The organism is Haoranjiania flava, assembly GCF_025631005.1.
In the GTDB taxonomy this organism is placed as follows: Bacteria; Bacteroidota; Bacteroidia; order Chitinophagales; family Chitinophagaceae; genus Haoranjiania; species Haoranjiania flava.
The window spans coordinates 52898-68579 of the sequence record NZ_JAOTPL010000012.1; the positions used below are offsets into that span (position 1 = coordinate 52898).

Genomic DNA, 15682 nt, shown 5'->3' on the forward strand with positions numbered 1-15682 from the left:
TGCTGCGCGTGGCTCACCTTCAGGCAGACTAGACTTTTTGGTTCTTTTTGCGGCAATGGCAAAAAGAACATTTCTTATTTCACGCAAAGCGCACGGGCCTTTAAGCTAAGAAAGAGACTGCTTTACTCCGTCTGAAGCAGTCCGGACTCTTCGGAGTACCTCGCTCGCAGTAGCGGCAACTTGAGCCTGCTGTCGTTGCGCGGGGAAGAATAGTGCAAAAGGGGTTGGTTTTTGAAAATGCATGGTAAATAAAATCTATAATATAAACCAGCGCTTTGAATGTAACATCTGACAAAGTTGATCTTACTTTTAGATTTTGGTGAAACTTACTGTCCTTGTATCCAAAACAACCTTTGATGTGATACATAAACGGTGATAAATCCACACCCGTCAGCTTGTCCACAAATTATACAATATTAACATATCCGGATTTGCAACTCGCAAATAAATCTTATTTTCGCCTTCCTGATTTAAATTAAGGATACAAGTGCGCTTAAAACAATTAGAAATTAAAGGCTTTAAAAGCTTTGCGGATAAAACCATTGTCAATTTTGATGAGGGCATCACCGGCATTATAGGCCCCAACGGTTGTGGAAAAAGTAATATTATTGACAGCATCCGCTGGGTGATAGGCGAGCAGAAGATATCTGCACTGCGCAGCGAAAACCTCGATGCGCTTGTTTTCAACGGTAGTAAAAACCGCAGTCCCAGCGGCATGGCAGAAGTAAGCCTTACATTTGAAAATACAAGAAACCTTTTACCTACCGAATTTTCTACTGTCACCGTCACCAGGAGGTTTTACAAAAACGGCGATTCTGAATACAGGCTCAACGATGTTAGCTGCCGCCTGAAAGACATACACAACCTATTTTTAGATACAGGTATTTCCACAGACAGTTATGCCATTATTGAGTTAGGCATGGTGGACGACATTATCAAAGATAAGGAAAACAGCCGCCGCCGCATGCTGGAGCAGGCTGCCGGCATCACCATTTACAAAACAAGAAAAAAAGAAGCCAAACTAAAGCTGGACGCGACCGAGCAAGACCTGGCACGCATTGAAGATCTCCTGTTCGAAATCAATAACCAGCTTAAAACCCTGGAAAGCCAGGCTCGCAAGGCAGAACGTTTTTATGAAATAAAGAAAGAATATAAGGAAATATCCATCGAGCTGGCAAAGGCAGCACTGGAAGGTTTTAATTTTACTTACAAAGACCTGACAGAAAAAACGCAGCTTGAAGCCGAAAAACGTGCACAGCTCGATAAAGATATACTGGAAGAAGAAGCTAAACTCGAAGGCGATAAAACCCGCTACTACGAGCAGGAACGGGCATTGCAGGAAATGCAGCACAGCTACAACGAGCTATTGCAAAACCTGCGCACCCAGGAAAATGAACGCAACCTGGCCATACAACGTTTTGAACATTTAAAAGAAAAAGAAACCGGTTATAAGATATTTTTAGAAAGAGCAGAAGGTCGGGTAAGCGATCTAAGCCAGGGTATTGAAGCAGCTTCATTGCAGTTTACGGAAGCACAGGAAATACTGGATGAATTGCAGGATAAAATAGCTGTAGCCAGGGAAAATATTGAAGATAAGAAACAGGTGTATGAAGAGAAACGCCGGCTGGCAGAAAACCTGCGTTCGGGACATTTGCAAACCCAGCGTTCACAGTTTGATGCAGAAAAAAAAGTAGCTGTAGCCGACAGCTATATCCAGAACCTGGTACGCACACAGGTGCAGCTCACAGAGGAAAATAATGCACGCGAAGCAGAACTGGCAAGACTGCACAATGCACTAACGGAAAAAGAAGAGATTGCGGCAGACAAACGTGCGCAACTGGAAAATACACGCGAACAGCACGAAAGCGCCAAACAGAAAATATTCTCCACCCAGTCGGAACTGGAAAAACTTCGTAACGAGTTAGCAGGGGAAAACCGTACGCTTGACTCCAAACGCAATGAACACGCGCTTTTGAAGAGCCTGATAGATTCAATGGAAGGCTACCCGGAGAGTGTAAAATTTCTTCATAAAAACACCGAGTGGAACCATCGCTCACCCATACTTTCAGACATTATTTACGTAGAAGAGGAATACCGCGCAGCGGTGGAAAATGTGCTGGAGCCTTACCTGAACTATTATGTGGTTAACAATTTGCAGGAAGGTTTGCAGGCTGTACACTTGCTGGATGATCATAAAAAAGGTAAGGCTAATTTTTTCCTGCTGGATAAGGTAAGCGAACATTACTTCAGCTCCAAAGATGTGCCGGACGCTATTCCAGCACTGGAGGTGATAGAAGTAGACGAGCAGTATCAAAAGCTGGCTCAATACCTGCTGGGCAACGTATTCATTGCAAAAGATGAGAACGCCATTAGCCAAAACACCGATGGCATTATACTCCTGGAAAAAGAGGGCAGGTATGTAAAGGGAAATTACACGCTCACCGGCGGCAGTGTAGGCTTGTTTGAAGGAAAGAAAATAGGCCGTGCAAAGAATTTAGAAAAACTCAATGATGAAATTATCCTGCAGGAAGCAGTGGTAAATTCGCTGAAAACAGAAATACAAAAAAAGCAGGCGCAGGTATTGGAGTTTAACCAGCTGCTGAAAGAAAATGACATTAAACTGCTCGAGATCGATGTAAACCAGCTCTCCAATGAAATATTTGCACTAAAGAACAAGATTGAAAACCTTTCTCTCGCAAAGAATAATGCCATTGAAAAACTGCAAGATACAGAAGGTAAGCTTGCAGAAGAACGCGAAAACATCGCCAACACAAGAGAAGAGCTGGAGAAGCTTAATGAGCAGATCCAAAGCATGTCTAAGGAAGTGCAGATCATTGAACGCGATTATATACAGGCAGAGCAGGAATACAATTTTGCATCTGCTTCTTTCAATGAGGCTAACCTGGAACTCACCAGGCAGCAAAGCAAGCTGGTTGCCGCGCAGCAGGAACTGAATTTTAAAAAGAACCAGCTACAACAACTCAATGATGAGATAGCTGCCAACACAGAGCAGCTAAAAGATTCTTCGGCAATGATCGCTGAAGCACATGCAGCCATCGCTGAAAAAGAGACCTCCCTGCAAACGCTGGCTTCGCAAAAGGCAGAGCAGGAAACAGTTCTGGCGGATACAGATAAGGCCTACTACGCCTTGCGCAGTGAATTGAATGAAAAAGAAGCAACCTTGCGGCAAAAGACCAAAGAGCGCGAAACTACCGATCTGTTGCTGAATGAAATGAAAGATAAGCTCAATGAGCTGAAATTGCAGTTAGCAGGCATGAAGGAACGCCTGAGCGTAGAGTTTAAAGTAGAGCTGGATGATATTTTAGGAGAAGCGCGCGCTACAGATACGCCGCTGGAAGAATTACAGGCTACTACCGACCGGCTGAAAAAGCGCTTGGAAAATATTGGTGAAGTAAACCCTACTGCTATTGAAGCGTTCACCGAAATGAAGAAGCGTTTTGAATTTATCCGCGAGCAAAAAGACGACCTGGTTAGCGCCAAAGAAAGCCTGATACAAACCATACAGGAAGTGGAAGCCACTGCCAACCAGCAGTTCCTTACTACCTTCAATGAAGTACGCGACAATTTCCAGAAAGTTTTTAAAACCTTGTTCACCGAAGATGATACCGCAGATATGATATTGGTTGATCCGGGCAATCTTGCAGAGACGGGTATTGACATTGTTGCCAAGCCGAAAGGCAAGCGCCCATCGTCCATCACCCAACTAAGCGGTGGTGAAAAAACACTGACGGCCACGGCATTACTGTTTGCCATTTATCTCATCAAGCCCGCGCCATTCTGTATTCTGGATGAAGTAGATGCTCCGCTGGATGATGCCAATGTGGGTAAATTTACCAACATGATCAAAGAGTTTAGTGAAAACTCGCAATTCATCATTGTTACCCACAATAAACAAACGATGAGCGCGGTGGATGTGATCTATGGCGTTACCATGCAGGAGCCGGGTATCAGCAAGCTGGTGCCCGTTGATTTCAGGAATTTAAATTAACAGGTTGATATTTTTCCTGGGATATTGACCGAAATGAAGTGTGATATATGCTTACCGCCCCAACTACCGGACTTATAAAAAGCCCAATATACGGATGAAAACAAACCATACAGCAGAAACAGCATCCGGCAGAAATTCAGACCGACCAAGGAAAATTTTACTCACAGGCGCTACCGGTTTTGTAGGCAGGCACCTGATGGAAAGCTGGAAACAACGCAACGATAAAATATTTGCCATTGCTACCAATACAGCGCCTGTAAAATCTGTAGCGCCTGCGTACATCACCTTGCTGGATATGGACATTGTAGACGAGATGAGCGTGGCTATTCTGTTTGAAAAAATTCAGCCCGACATAGTAGTGCATACCGCAGCAATGACCAAGCCGAACGATTGCGAGCAGGACAAGGAGTCTGCTTTTGAGACCAATACACTGGCAACAAAGAATATAGCCGAATGCTGTAAAAAGTTCAACAGCCAGCTGGTATTCTTATCTACCGACATGATCTTTGACCATCCCTTTGCGAGTTCCGAATCTGACGATAAAAAGCCTGTCAATTATTACGGTGAAACCAAAGCGCTGGCCGAGGAAGAGATTGCCAGGTCAGGTTGCAGGGCAGCCATATTGCGCATTATACTGGTTTACGGAAAATTGCTGAAGGCATCCAGGGGTACGTTTTTACATTGGGTAAAGGACAGCCTTGAGCAAGATAAAGAGATTTTTGTTTATACCGATCAGCACAGGAATACCTTGTATGTAAATGACCTCTGTGCAATGATAAACCATATTTTAGATCACGGCAATACAGGGTTTTATCATCTTGCAGGCGAAGAGATCTTTACGCCTTACGAGATAGCAGTGAAGGTGGCTGAGCATCTTCACTTAGATACCCGCCTTATTCATCCGGTTACTTCCGGGCAACGTCCGGAAATTGCGCGACGCGCGGCCTATTCTGTGCTAAATACCCATAAAGCAAAAAAAGAACTGGGCTTTGTAACTACACCGTTTGATGTTGCGCTGAGAGAAAGCTTTGATTAATTGATAATTGACAATGGACAAGAGGAAAGAGGAAAGAGAAAAGAAAAAGTTTTGATTTATGATTTGGATTTGAGTGCATAGCTTGAAACCTGATCGCTCAACACTGAAAGCTGATCGCTGATCGCTGAGTGCTAAACCTGATCACTAAACTGACCACACTTGATAACTACATAACTCCGTAACTTCATACCTACATAACCACATAACTCATTCACTGATTACTTAAGCCAATTCACTACTTTTGCTGCATGATCGAAAGAGATATATTAATTATTGGTGGTGGGCCTATCGGCCTGGCAACAGCCATTGAAGCTCAGAAAGCAGGCCTTTCCTATATTGTAGTAGAAAAAGGTGCACTGGTAAACAGCCTGTTTAACTATCCTTTATACATGACCTTCTTTTCCAGCGCCGACAGGCTGGAGATCGGGGATATTCCCTTTATCAGTGTAGCGCCCAAACCGGGAAGGAAAGAAGCCATAGAGTATTACCGCGGCGTTGCGGCATACAGGAACATTCAGATACATTTATACGAAAAAATAGAATCGGTAGCAAAGCAAGGCAATGCATTCATCTCCATCTCTGCCAAACATACCTATAAAACAAAAAAGGTGATTGTATCAACCGGCTTTTATGACACACCCATTTTTTTAAATGTAAAAGGCGAACATTTGCCTAAAGTGCGCCATTACTATACCGAACCGCACGAATATGCCTTCCAGAAAGTAGTAGTGGTGGGCGCCAGCAACTCGGCAGTAGATGCAGCTTTGGAAATATTCCGCAAAGGCGGCGATGTAACCATGGTTGTGCGCGGCAACGAAATTGGCAGAAGAGTAAAATATTGGGTAAAACCCGATATTGAAAACCGCATAGCCGAAGGGTGCATCAAAGCCTATTTTAATTCAACCATTGAAGAAATAAAAGAGCGTAGCGTAGTTGTTAATACTCCCGACGGTATCAGGGAAATTGAAAATGATTTTGTGCTCGCGATGACTGGTTACCGTCCCGATTTTGAAATGCTGCGTTCCTTCGGCATACAGCTTTCCGGTGACGGCAAGTATTATCCTGCGTACAACAAAGAAACTATGGAAACCAATGTGCCGGGCTTATACCTTGCGGGTGTTGTCGTAGGCGGAATGGATACGCATCTTTGGTTTATAGAAAATTCCCGTGTACATGCTTCTTTGATCATACAGCATATTCAATCACAAATAAAATTAACCCATTGAGCAGAAGAAACATTGCCATTGGACTGTTGGTAGTTGTAAGTTTTGTAGTGGGCATCGTTATGAAAAACATACGCATGGGCCTGCTGGTGGGGCTTATGCTTGGACTGCTTATCGGCGGCCTTGCCAGGATTAAAAAATAAACACAACTCAGTGTTTTTAATTTAGTTTTCCGGCAAATTTTTAAGATATTTGTCACTTAAAAACCGTTCGATGGAGTCTAATTTCAATAATTCGGAAATAGCATTCAGGTATAAAACAGACAGCGAATTAAAAAATGCCAGATTGCTGTTTTCTTCCATGAAAGTGCCTGTGTTCTCTACTTTGGGCATTAAGCTTACACCCTTTCTCATCAAAGCGAAGTTTCCTATTCGCAGGGCTATACGCAACACCATTTTCAGGCAGTTTGTAGGCGGCGAAACGCTGGAGCAAACAGAAAAGGTTACCGACCTTCTTGCGAAATACGGCGTAAAAACCATTATGGATTACGGCGTGGAGGGTAAGGACAATGACGAGAGTTTTAATAAAACAACCAAAGAATACATACGCCTGATTGAATATGCCGCAAAGAAAGATGCTATACCTTTTGTAGCCGTGAAGGTTACGGGCATTGCCAGCTTTGAATTGCTGCACAAGCTCAACGATGCTCCACGCGTACGCAGCGGCATCCACGACAATGAAGAACAGGTGGCAGAATGGCAGAAAGTGCATGAACGCATTGTATCCATATGTGAAGCCGCAGCAAAAAACAATGTAGGCATAATGATAGATGCCGAAGAAAGCTGGATACAGGATCCGATCGATCGACTGGTCATGGAAATGATGCAGATCTATAACAAAGAAAGAGTCGTTGTTTTCAATACCATTCAGCTCTACAGGCACGACAGGCTCAACTTTTTGAAAATATCCCACCAGATTGCGAAGGCAAACGGTTTTATCCTGGGCATGAAACTGGTGCGTGGCGCCTATATGGAAAAAGAAAGAGAAAGAGCGCTTGTGGAAGGCTACGAATCTCCCATCCAACCCAATAAAGAAGCTACGGACAGGGATTATAACCTGGCTGTAACTTACTGCCTGCAACACTTAGATGAGATAAGCCTTATTGTGGCTTCACACAACGAATACAGTAATCTTATAGCCGCTAATTATCTCGTGGATAACCAGTTGCCTAAAGATCACCCGCATGTAAACTTTTCACAGTTGTATGGCATGAGCGATGATATAACGTTCAACCTGGCTGATATGGGTTTTTCTGCAAGCAAGTACCTTCCCTACGGCCCGCTGAAAGAGGTGATTCCCTACCTGATGCGCCGCGCTATAGAAAACTCCAGCGTAAAAGGGCAAACAGGCAGAGAGCTTATGCTGATAAACAATGAAATTGAAAGAAGGAAAAGTATTAAATAATTGCAGGTTACAAATTACAGGTTGATACCATCACAAATCATAAATCACAAATCATAAATAAAATGTCTTACGAAATTACAGGTAAATTAATTGAGAAATCAGAGGTGCAACAGAAAACAGAAACGTTTAAAACCAGAGAATTTGTTCTTGAAAAAACAGACGATATAGGAGGGCGCACCATTTCTAACTTTATAAAATTTCAATCAGTGCAGGATAAAACTGCCTTGCTTGACAGGTTCCAGGTAGGCGATACAATCAAAGTATTTTTTAATATACGCGGTACCAAATGGAACAAAGACGGCAAAGATCTTTACTTCACCAATTTAGATGCTTGGCGTATTGAGCCTGAAGGAAATATTGCCCAGCAGCAAAGCGGTTATTCTGACATGCCGCCTGCATTTACGCCCGATAATGAATATGAAGAGCCTGTAGATGATCTGCCATTTTAAATATTTACAATACCATAATAACAACTGTTATAGAAGATTGGCATAGTAGTTGTTTAACATAGATTGTTGCGAAATAAAATTGTTATAATAACAATGAAAACAGGGAATACCTGAGACAATAATTTAAAAAATTAAAATTAAAAAATTTATGAAAAAGACATTTTTAGCATTATCAGTATTGGTAGGTGGATTATTCGCCGCTAATAATGCACAAGCACAGATGGTACCGGGTTCAGAATTATCAATAGGTATAAGCCCGATGTTGCCAGTAGGTGATTTGAGCAAGACACAAACTTTTGGTGTGGGTGGAGATCTTCAGTATGGTTACAACTTTGATGAATCAATAGGGCTAACCTTATCAGCAGGTTATAACCAATTTTTCGGTAAAAAAGAAAATAATACTGAATATAAAAACTTTGGAGCTGTACCCATTAAAGCAGGTGTAAAATACGGTATTGGAAGTTTTTATATTCATCCTCAATTGGGCGTTAGCATTCCTACCACAGAAACTAAGGTTGCTGGAGTTACCGGTAAATACCAGCCTGGTTTTGCCTATGGAATAGGATTGGGTACTAATGTTGCAGGTTTTGATCTGAGCTTACGTTACGAAGCTGCTGATCATAAATATAAAATTTCCTCTTCTTCAGCATCAGCTACATCCAATGATAAATTGAACGCTGGCTTTGTTGGCCTTCGTTTAGGATACACTTTACCAGTGGGAAGATAATCACATAAATATAATGAAATACCAGCCGGCAAATTTTGCCGGCTTTCTTATGCATATATAAAGTTATATTTGTAGTTAAAACGTTTTTATTATGGAAATCATACAACAGCTCACAGAAACCGTAGACTATATCAGGAGTGAATATACAGGCAAAGTACAAACAGGCATTGTACTGGGTAGCGGCCTTGGAAATCTTGTAAATGAGATTCAAATTGAAAAGGAAATACCCTATGGCCAGATACCTCATTTTCCTGTAAGCACCGTAAAAGGACATTCCGGTAAACTGATCTTTGGTGAACTGAATGGTAAAAAAGTTGTTGCCATGTCAGGAAGGTTTCATTTCTATGAGGGCTATGATACCACACAGGTTACGTTCCCCGTGCGTGTTATGAAATTGCTGGGTGTGGAAACACTGTTGTTGTCCAACGCTGCAGGCAGTGTAAATCCTACATTTAAAGTAGGGGATATTGTGGCTATCAGGGACCACGTAAGTTTTTTCACGCCTAACCCGCTGGTAGGAAAAAATATTGAGGAATTAGGTACACGCTTCCCGGACATGAGTGAGCCTTATTCACTGAAACTGATCGCAAAAGCTAAAGAGATCGCTCAGGCAAAAAATTATGAATTAAAAGAAGGCGTATATGTTGGCGTTACCGGGCCTACGTTCGAAACACATGCAGAATACAGACTTATCAAAGCTTTGGGCGGCGACCTGGTAGGCATGAGCACTGTGCAGGAATGCATTGTAGCCAATCATGCCGGTATGAAAGTGTTTTGCATCAGTGTGGTTACAGACGAAGGCATACGGGAAACGGAAAATAAAATCACCCACGAAGAAGTGCTGGAAGCTGCTACAGCCGCTGAACCTAAGCTCTCAGCTATCTTCAAAGGATTGGTTGAGTGCCTGTAATTACAACTTATCTTTTTGTTTTGTGGTGCAATGCATAGTAAGCTATAACTGAGCTTACCAGCATAATAAATGCGCCTAATAAAAAAGCTGCTCCGGGGAAATATACCGGGGCATTTTTTTTGGTAAAGAAATGAAAGAGCCCGGTCATGATCGGTGGGCCTATCATAGCGGTTGCGCTCATGAGGCTGGTAAGTGCGCCCTGCAGTTTCCCCTGTTCGTTGAGCGCCACCTGTGAAGTAATGATTGATTGAAGCGAAGGCCCCGCGATGCCTCCGAGACAATACGGCACCAGGAATAAGAACACCAGCCATTGGTTGGAAGTAAATGCTATCAGGAATAGCCCGATGGCATAGAAAAGCATTCCCCAGTACACGCTTTTTTCATCGCCCAGTTTTTTCTTGGTTATGCGTATAAGCCCGCCCTGCACAAGTCCGAGGAATAAACCAATGGCGCCAAGTGAAATGCCCACCATTTTGGTATCCCAACCGAATTTTTCCATGGTAAAGAAATTCCAGGTAGAGTTTACCGCATGTTGAGCGATGAACACCAAGAGCAATGCGATGATCAGTTTGCCTGCGGCAGGTATGCTTTTCAGGAACATCAGTGACCCTACCGGATTTGCTTTTTTCAGTTCAAAAGATTTGCGGTGTTGTTTATCGAGCGATTCAGGCAATACAAAATAGCCGTAAAGGAAATTCAGGAAACATAGTATAGCTGCGGCCATAAATGGTACTCTTTCGCCGTAATGCCCCAACAACCCGCCGAGTATAGGCCCTAAGATAAAGCCCAGGCCAAATGCTGCGCCGATCATGCCGAAGTTCTGAGACCGGTTCTCATCCGTACTGATGTCTGCAATATAGGCAGATGCAGTTGTAATGCTTGCACCTGTAATACCGGAGATAATCCTGCCTATGAATAGCAGCGCAATGGTATGCGCATAATACAAGAAAACATAGTTGGCCGCAAAGCCCAGTAATGACAGCAGCAGCACCGGCCGCCTGCCATACTTATCACTCAGGCTTCCTAATAAAGGTGCAAAAAGAAATTGTGCAAATGCATAGGCAAAGCCGAGCCAGCCGCCGTACCAGGACGCATCACTGATGTTTCCCCCGATAATGTTGGCAATGAGGTCGGGCATTACAGGAATGATCAATCCCCATCCGGTGATGTCTATAAGAAGTGTAATAAAAATAAACCAGATGGATTTGCTGTCCGATTTTCTCATAAAGTTGTTTGAAAGGTAAAGTAATATAAATTGATTAGCTTAACACGCACTTTGATGCTAAAAATTTATGCCAAATTTCCTGCTGCCTTCTTATGCTATCATTTTAGTTAAGAGATAAAATTTCACACAGGGTCTGCGGAAGGCCATTTCGCAAGGAGTGCAAAACTTAGGATCATTTTCTATGATGCTGCTGAATTTTTTGTGTTCGTTGTGGTTTATAATTTACCAACCCAGGCACAAAGAAAGTTGCCAGGTGCATGAATCGGGTTTGTGCTGTGTTCTTAAGCACAATAGCAGTTGCCAATTTACAACTCTGCCGGCAGCATGCCTGTTGCTAATTCATATGGTGCTTTATTGTTTGTAAATATCCTGGCAGGTAATTTTCCCTGTAAGCTAATATCTGCGCCGGTCACGCGCAGCCAGCTTCCTTCTCTGAGCCCGACAACAGGAGTGCTGTTCTGGGTTAAAAATTCCATCAGCCTGGTTTCTCTTGTCTCTCCCATATGCATGGATCCTTCCACCGGGTCAAGGTAATGCGGGTTTATATTGAACGGCACTAAGCCCATTGTGCGGAAGCTTGGCGGGTAAACAATTGGCATATCATTGGTGGTTTGCATATTTATGCCTGCGATGTTTGTGCCTGCGCTCGCGCCGAGATAGGGTTTGCCCTGGGTTACTTCACTTTTCAAAGCATCCATCAGGTCAAGCTGGTGCAATGTTTTTACGAGCAGGAAGGTATTTCCTCCTCCTGTAAAAAATCCTTGTGCTGCTTTTAATGCTTGCCTGGGATCATCAAAGGTGTGTAAACCTTTACGTGAATATTTAGCAGACTAAAAAATTGTTCGACTTTAGCAGTGTATTCATCATGTGTAATGCCACCAGGGCGGGCATAAGGAATGAAAATAATTTCATCCAAACCGGTAAACAGCGCAGCAATTTCTTCACGGATGTATTCCAGGTAGCCACTTCCAAACACCACAGAAGTGCTTGCTAATAGTATATTCATTAAAATAATTTCAGCAATATTAAATAAAAATTATAGAATATTACCTTAGCTATTATTGATGATTACAACGCTTTTAGTCTTAGTATTTTTGATGTTGCGGCTTTCCATAGCGGGTAGCGCAAACCTGCAGACATTAACTGATCACCTGTATAAATATCTTTTTCACCTTCGAATTGATACCGTTTATTGGCATCCAATCCCATGAGTTTAAGATATGGATTACGGTTCGGATACGTGGAACTTCCGAGTAATTGCGTATTGAGTTCGTAGCAGAAAATCACTGATTCATTCTTATCCTTGCTGTTATATTGCAGTACACACCTTGAGCTTTCGAAGGGAGAGGCAATACGGTAGATATCACCATTGTGCACTACATCGCGTATTTGTTTGTATTCAGCAATTTTTCTTTTTGCAATTTCTTTTTCCTGACCGTTCCATTTAGTCATATTATTGCCAATTCCCAGGACCCCGCTCATTGCTACATCAAACATGAATTCCATTGATGGTTTAATATTGTGATTATCATAGTCGCCGGTCCAACTGATCATTGTATTGGCCGGGAAAGCATTTAGATATCCGTATTGTAAATATATGCGGTCAACAGGATCGATATTGTCGCTAACCCATGCTGCATCGGTATACGTAAATATACCCAAATCCACGCGTCCTCCTCCACTTGAGCACGTTTCAAACCACACATCAGGAAAAGCTTTTGTAAGCTCATCAAACATTCTGTACATGTTTTCTATGTATCGGATCCTTACTTCTCTTTGCTTGTCAGTGGGAGCCGAAGGCCACCCTGGTTCGGTAAGGCTCTTGTTCATATCCCACTTTACATACTTAATATTGTGATTTTTTAGCAGATCATGGAATGACTCATATAAATAATCGTAAACATCCTTGCGTGCTAAATTCAGAATTAACTGATTTCTGCCTTCTGTTCTATTCCGGTTATTAAAGTGTAAGACCCAATCGGGATGTGCACGATAAAGGTCGCTGTTAGGGTTTACCATTTCAGGTTCTATCCATATGCCAAAATCAAGACCCAGGTCATTTATCTGCTTGATCATAGGATTAAGACCATTCGGAAATTTACTTTGGTCAACGGTCCAATCACCCAGACCTGCTTTATCATTCACCCTTCCTTTAAACCAGCCGTCATCAATCACGAACATTTCAACTCCTATTTCTTTAGCAACCTTTGCAAGTGCTACCTGCTGTTGTTCATTGATATTAAATTCTGTTGCATACCAGCTGTTAGAAATAACCGGGCGTGCTTTTTTAGCGCGTTGTTGCGGAAGCGTAATATTTCTAATATAGTTATGATAATTTCGTGCAGCAGCTCCGGTACCTTTTGATGTAAAACCAAAAGAAAATACAGGAGTAGTAAAGGTTTCAGCCGGTCTCAGATTCCATTCGCTATCCCAGAAATTAATTCCACTTACAATTTGCAAACGATCTTCATAATTGCTCTCAAAGTCTGTTCTCCAGTTGCCGCTGTAGTGAAGCTGGCCATACCATACGTCTCCATTGTGTTCATCTTTTTCGCCTTCAGGCCTCACTGTAAAATATGATGCGCCATATGTTTTAAAATCTTTGCTTTGTATTGTTTTTGTACCGTGTGTAAGCAAAGTAGTATGCGGTTGAAAATCTTGAAGGTGATTGCCGGCTAGATGTGTCATCTTATATGACCCCAAAGGCAACCACAAAGAACCTGACATAGCATTTTCAATTTTAATCATGGATTTACCCTTATTAGAAATCTCTATCCACTTCTCAATGATGTCAAATTCAGGCAGTACACGATAAAATGAAGTTACCTTAATAGGATAATAACTATCTTTCATCCTAATTTCCAACTGGCTATAGCCATCTTTTTTAGATATGAAAGAAGATTCATAAATAAGATCAAGGTCTCTTGTACCATCGTTGAAAATAACTTCAATAATAGGTAATTTATCTGTCCATTTTCCACGGACGGGAATTTCTTCTCTGCCGGTAAAATGGTCCGGACTGTACTTATTTTGCTTGAAAGCCGCACCATAGTAGCCGGAATACAATTGTTTGTTGATGACTTTGACTGAATAATACATGTTCTCTGTCTCAAGCAGCCAATGGTTTTCAGCGACTGTTCTTACCTGCGCCACTCCTTGAAATGAAATTAATATAGTGTATGCAATTATTAAAAGGTGTATTTTCATGTGTATTTATTTTATTTATTTTTTAGTTGCCACATGGAATAACCATTTTTTTAGATGCAATACTCATTCCCGGTTGATATTCCTAATCTTTATGATTATTTCATGTGTATTTATTTAGTTCGCCGCTTTGCGGCTGTTTTTAATCGTGACATGTAATAGCTTTTATTCATTAGCAGTTGGAATGCAACTTGCTTATGGCTATTGCATGTGTTAAATTAATGAGGGTAAACTATAATCCAAAAGTATCCCTAACACCTGAAAATAACATAGACTTTTTTCTTAATAGAATGGATTTTTTTGTTGTGTAAGATTATTTTTAACCGGTTTTCCTGTAATTCCAGACTGCCAGCCCGTTCAACCCCGCGGCAAAAGCAGTAAGTATAAGAAAGATATTTTTTACATCAGCAAAGGAGCTGCCTTTTAAAACAATCATACGTATCGCCTTCATAAAATAAGTGATGGGAAGCGAATTGGAAATGTACCTTGCCCATTGCGGCATGCTTTCCACAGAAGTAAACAGCCCGCTCATCAATACAAAAAGCATGATGAAAAAATAAGAAATAAACATTGCCTGCAACTGGTTGTCGCTGATTGTTGAGATGAATAATCCCAACCCTAATAAAGCCACCAGATAAATCCCGGTTAACGCATACAACATAGCAATACTACCTACAGGCCTGATGCCGTAAAAAATAATAGCCACCAGCAAACCAATGGTGAGGATGATCATGCCTACAATCCAGAAAGGAATTAATTTGCCTACCACGAACTGCCATTTTTGTATAGGCGTTACGTTGATCTGCTCTATGGTGCCAACTTCTTTTTCACGTACAATATTCAATGCAGAAATGGAGCCGGCAAAGATAGTCAGCAAAAAGGCCAGTATGCCGGGAACTATGTACCAGTAATAATTTGCGAACGGATTGAACCAGGATGAAGATTCTATACGTATGCTATATGGAGCCTGCAGCTTCTGATCTTTGAATATTTGTATTCCTGCATTAAAATCCTGAATCACGGACATAAGATATGCAGAGCCAAGTGACGACTTGGTGCCGTTAATAGCATCAATTGCCAGGTTTATTTTGGCACTGTTTTCATTTATCAGGTTTTTTTCGAAGGCATTTGGAATTTCCAGGATAATGTCTGCTTCGCCGGTACGGATATGTTCTATGGCCTGCTTGAAAGCAGGTTCTGCGGCTACCAGTTTGAAATAACCGGAGGCGGCGATCTTATTCATGAGCTTATGCGACACGCTGCTGTGATCATTATCCACGATCACTATGTTTACATTTTTTACTTCAAAATTCATGGCAATAGGGAGGATGCCTAATTGCAGTAACGGCAGCGCAAACATCATAGCCACGATACTTTTATCGCGGAATATTTGTTTAAATTCTTTCTGAAGTATAAATCTTAAAACTTTCATTTCAACTATTTCATTTGTATGTTAGTGCGCCGCTTTGCGGCTGTTTTAATGGCCACATGATTA

At 41.9% G+C, this 15682-nt stretch carries 11 protein-coding genes and 1 pseudogene; 8 read left to right on the forward strand and 4 right to left on the reverse strand.

Going from position 1 to position 15682, the window contains the following annotated elements:
• Positions 1–487: 487 nt before the first annotated feature.
• The 8 genes from smc to OD355_RS09320 all read left to right on the forward strand — a co-directional run bounded on the left by smc (position 488) and on the right by OD355_RS09320 (position 9758).
• Positions 488–4009: a chromosome segregation protein SMC gene (smc, locus tag OD355_RS09285; RefSeq protein WP_263038191.1), complete on the forward strand. Its 3522-nt coding sequence runs from the start codon at positions 488–490 to the stop codon at positions 4007–4009.
• 94 nt (positions 4010–4103) lie between these two features.
• Complete coding sequence (locus tag OD355_RS09290) at positions 4104–5045, forward strand: SDR family oxidoreductase (RefSeq protein ID WP_263038192.1); 942 nt, start codon at positions 4104–4106, stop codon at positions 5043–5045.
• A gap of 248 nt (positions 5046–5293) precedes the next feature.
• Positions 5294–6271 (forward strand): YpdA family putative bacillithiol disulfide reductase, encoded by a 978-nt coding sequence (locus tag OD355_RS09295; RefSeq protein ID WP_263038193.1) that lies wholly within the window; start codon positions 5294–5296, stop codon positions 6269–6271.
• Positions 6268–6411, forward strand: coding sequence for a hypothetical protein (locus OD355_RS09300; RefSeq protein ID WP_263038194.1), 144 nt, complete (start codon positions 6268–6270; stop codon positions 6409–6411). The genes OD355_RS09295 and OD355_RS09300 overlap by 4 nt, the downstream gene beginning before the upstream one ends.
• Before the next feature lie 70 nt (positions 6412–6481).
• Positions 6482–7672 carry a proline dehydrogenase family protein gene (locus OD355_RS09305; protein WP_263038195.1) on the forward strand — a complete coding sequence of 397 codons (1191 nt, stop codon included), beginning with the start codon at positions 6482–6484 and terminating at the stop codon, positions 7670–7672.
• 62 nt (positions 7673–7734) lie between these two features.
• Positions 7735–8121 (forward strand): DUF3127 domain-containing protein, encoded by a 387-nt coding sequence (locus tag OD355_RS09310; RefSeq protein ID WP_263038196.1) that lies wholly within the window; start codon positions 7735–7737, stop codon positions 8119–8121.
• A gap of 148 nt (positions 8122–8269) precedes the next feature.
• The gene (locus tag OD355_RS09315) at positions 8270–8848 is read left to right on the forward strand and encodes an outer membrane beta-barrel protein (protein WP_263038197.1); all 579 of its coding nucleotides are present in this window, start codon (positions 8270–8272) and stop codon (positions 8846–8848) included.
• 91 nt (positions 8849–8939) lie between these two features.
• Complete coding sequence (locus tag OD355_RS09320; RefSeq protein WP_263038198.1) at positions 8940–9758, forward strand: purine-nucleoside phosphorylase; 819 nt, start codon at positions 8940–8942, stop codon at positions 9756–9758.
• A 7-nt stretch (positions 9759–9765) separates the two neighbouring features.
• Here OD355_RS09320 and OD355_RS09325 read toward each other — a convergent pair whose 3' ends face one another.
• From OD355_RS09325 to OD355_RS09345, 4 genes and pseudogenes are all read right to left on the reverse strand, one after another.
• The gene (locus tag OD355_RS09325; protein WP_263038199.1) at positions 9766–10983 is read right to left on the reverse strand and encodes a TCR/Tet family MFS transporter; all 1218 of its coding nucleotides are present in this window, start codon (positions 10981–10983) and stop codon (positions 9766–9768) included.
• A gap of 305 nt (positions 10984–11288) precedes the next feature.
• Positions 11289–11989, reverse strand: a pseudogene (pepE, locus tag OD355_RS09330) (dipeptidase PepE).
• A gap of 62 nt (positions 11990–12051) precedes the next feature.
• The gene (locus tag OD355_RS09340; protein ID WP_263038201.1) at positions 12052–14190 is read right to left on the reverse strand and encodes an alpha-galactosidase; all 2139 of its coding nucleotides are present in this window, start codon (positions 14188–14190) and stop codon (positions 12052–12054) included.
• Positions 14191–14506: 316 nt separating this feature from the next.
• Positions 14507–15619 carry an ABC transporter permease gene (locus tag OD355_RS09345; RefSeq protein WP_263038202.1) on the reverse strand — a complete coding sequence of 371 codons (1113 nt, stop codon included), beginning with the start codon at positions 15617–15619 and terminating at the stop codon, positions 14507–14509.
• Positions 15620–15682: the final 63 nt, after the last annotated feature.

Coding starts and splice junctions, on each gene's coding strand:
- OD355_RS09290 (WP_263038192.1), top strand. CDS start 4,104: ATGAAAACAAACCATACAGCAGAAACAGCATCCGGCAGAAATTCAGAC.
- OD355_RS09295 (WP_263038193.1), top strand. CDS start 5,294: ATGATCGAAAGAGATATATTAATTATTGGTGGTGGGCCTATCGGCCTG.
- OD355_RS09305 (WP_263038195.1), top strand. CDS start 6,482: ATGGAGTCTAATTTCAATAATTCGGAAATAGCATTCAGGTATAAAACA.
- OD355_RS09310 (WP_263038196.1), top strand. CDS start 7,735: ATGTCTTACGAAATTACAGGTAAATTAATTGAGAAATCAGAGGTGCAA.
- OD355_RS09315 (WP_263038197.1), top strand. CDS start 8,270: ATGAAAAAGACATTTTTAGCATTATCAGTATTGGTAGGTGGATTATTC.
- OD355_RS09320 (WP_263038198.1), top strand. CDS start 8,940: ATGGAAATCATACAACAGCTCACAGAAACCGTAGACTATATCAGGAGT.
- OD355_RS09325 (WP_263038199.1), bottom strand. CDS start 10,983: ATGAGAAAATCGGACAGCAAATCCATCTGGTTTATTTTTATTACACTT.
- OD355_RS09340 (WP_263038201.1), bottom strand. CDS start 14,190: ATGAAAATACACCTTTTAATAATTGCATACACTATATTAATTTCATTT.
- OD355_RS09345 (WP_263038202.1), bottom strand. CDS start 15,619: ATGAAAGTTTTAAGATTTATACTTCAGAAAGAATTTAAACAAATATTC.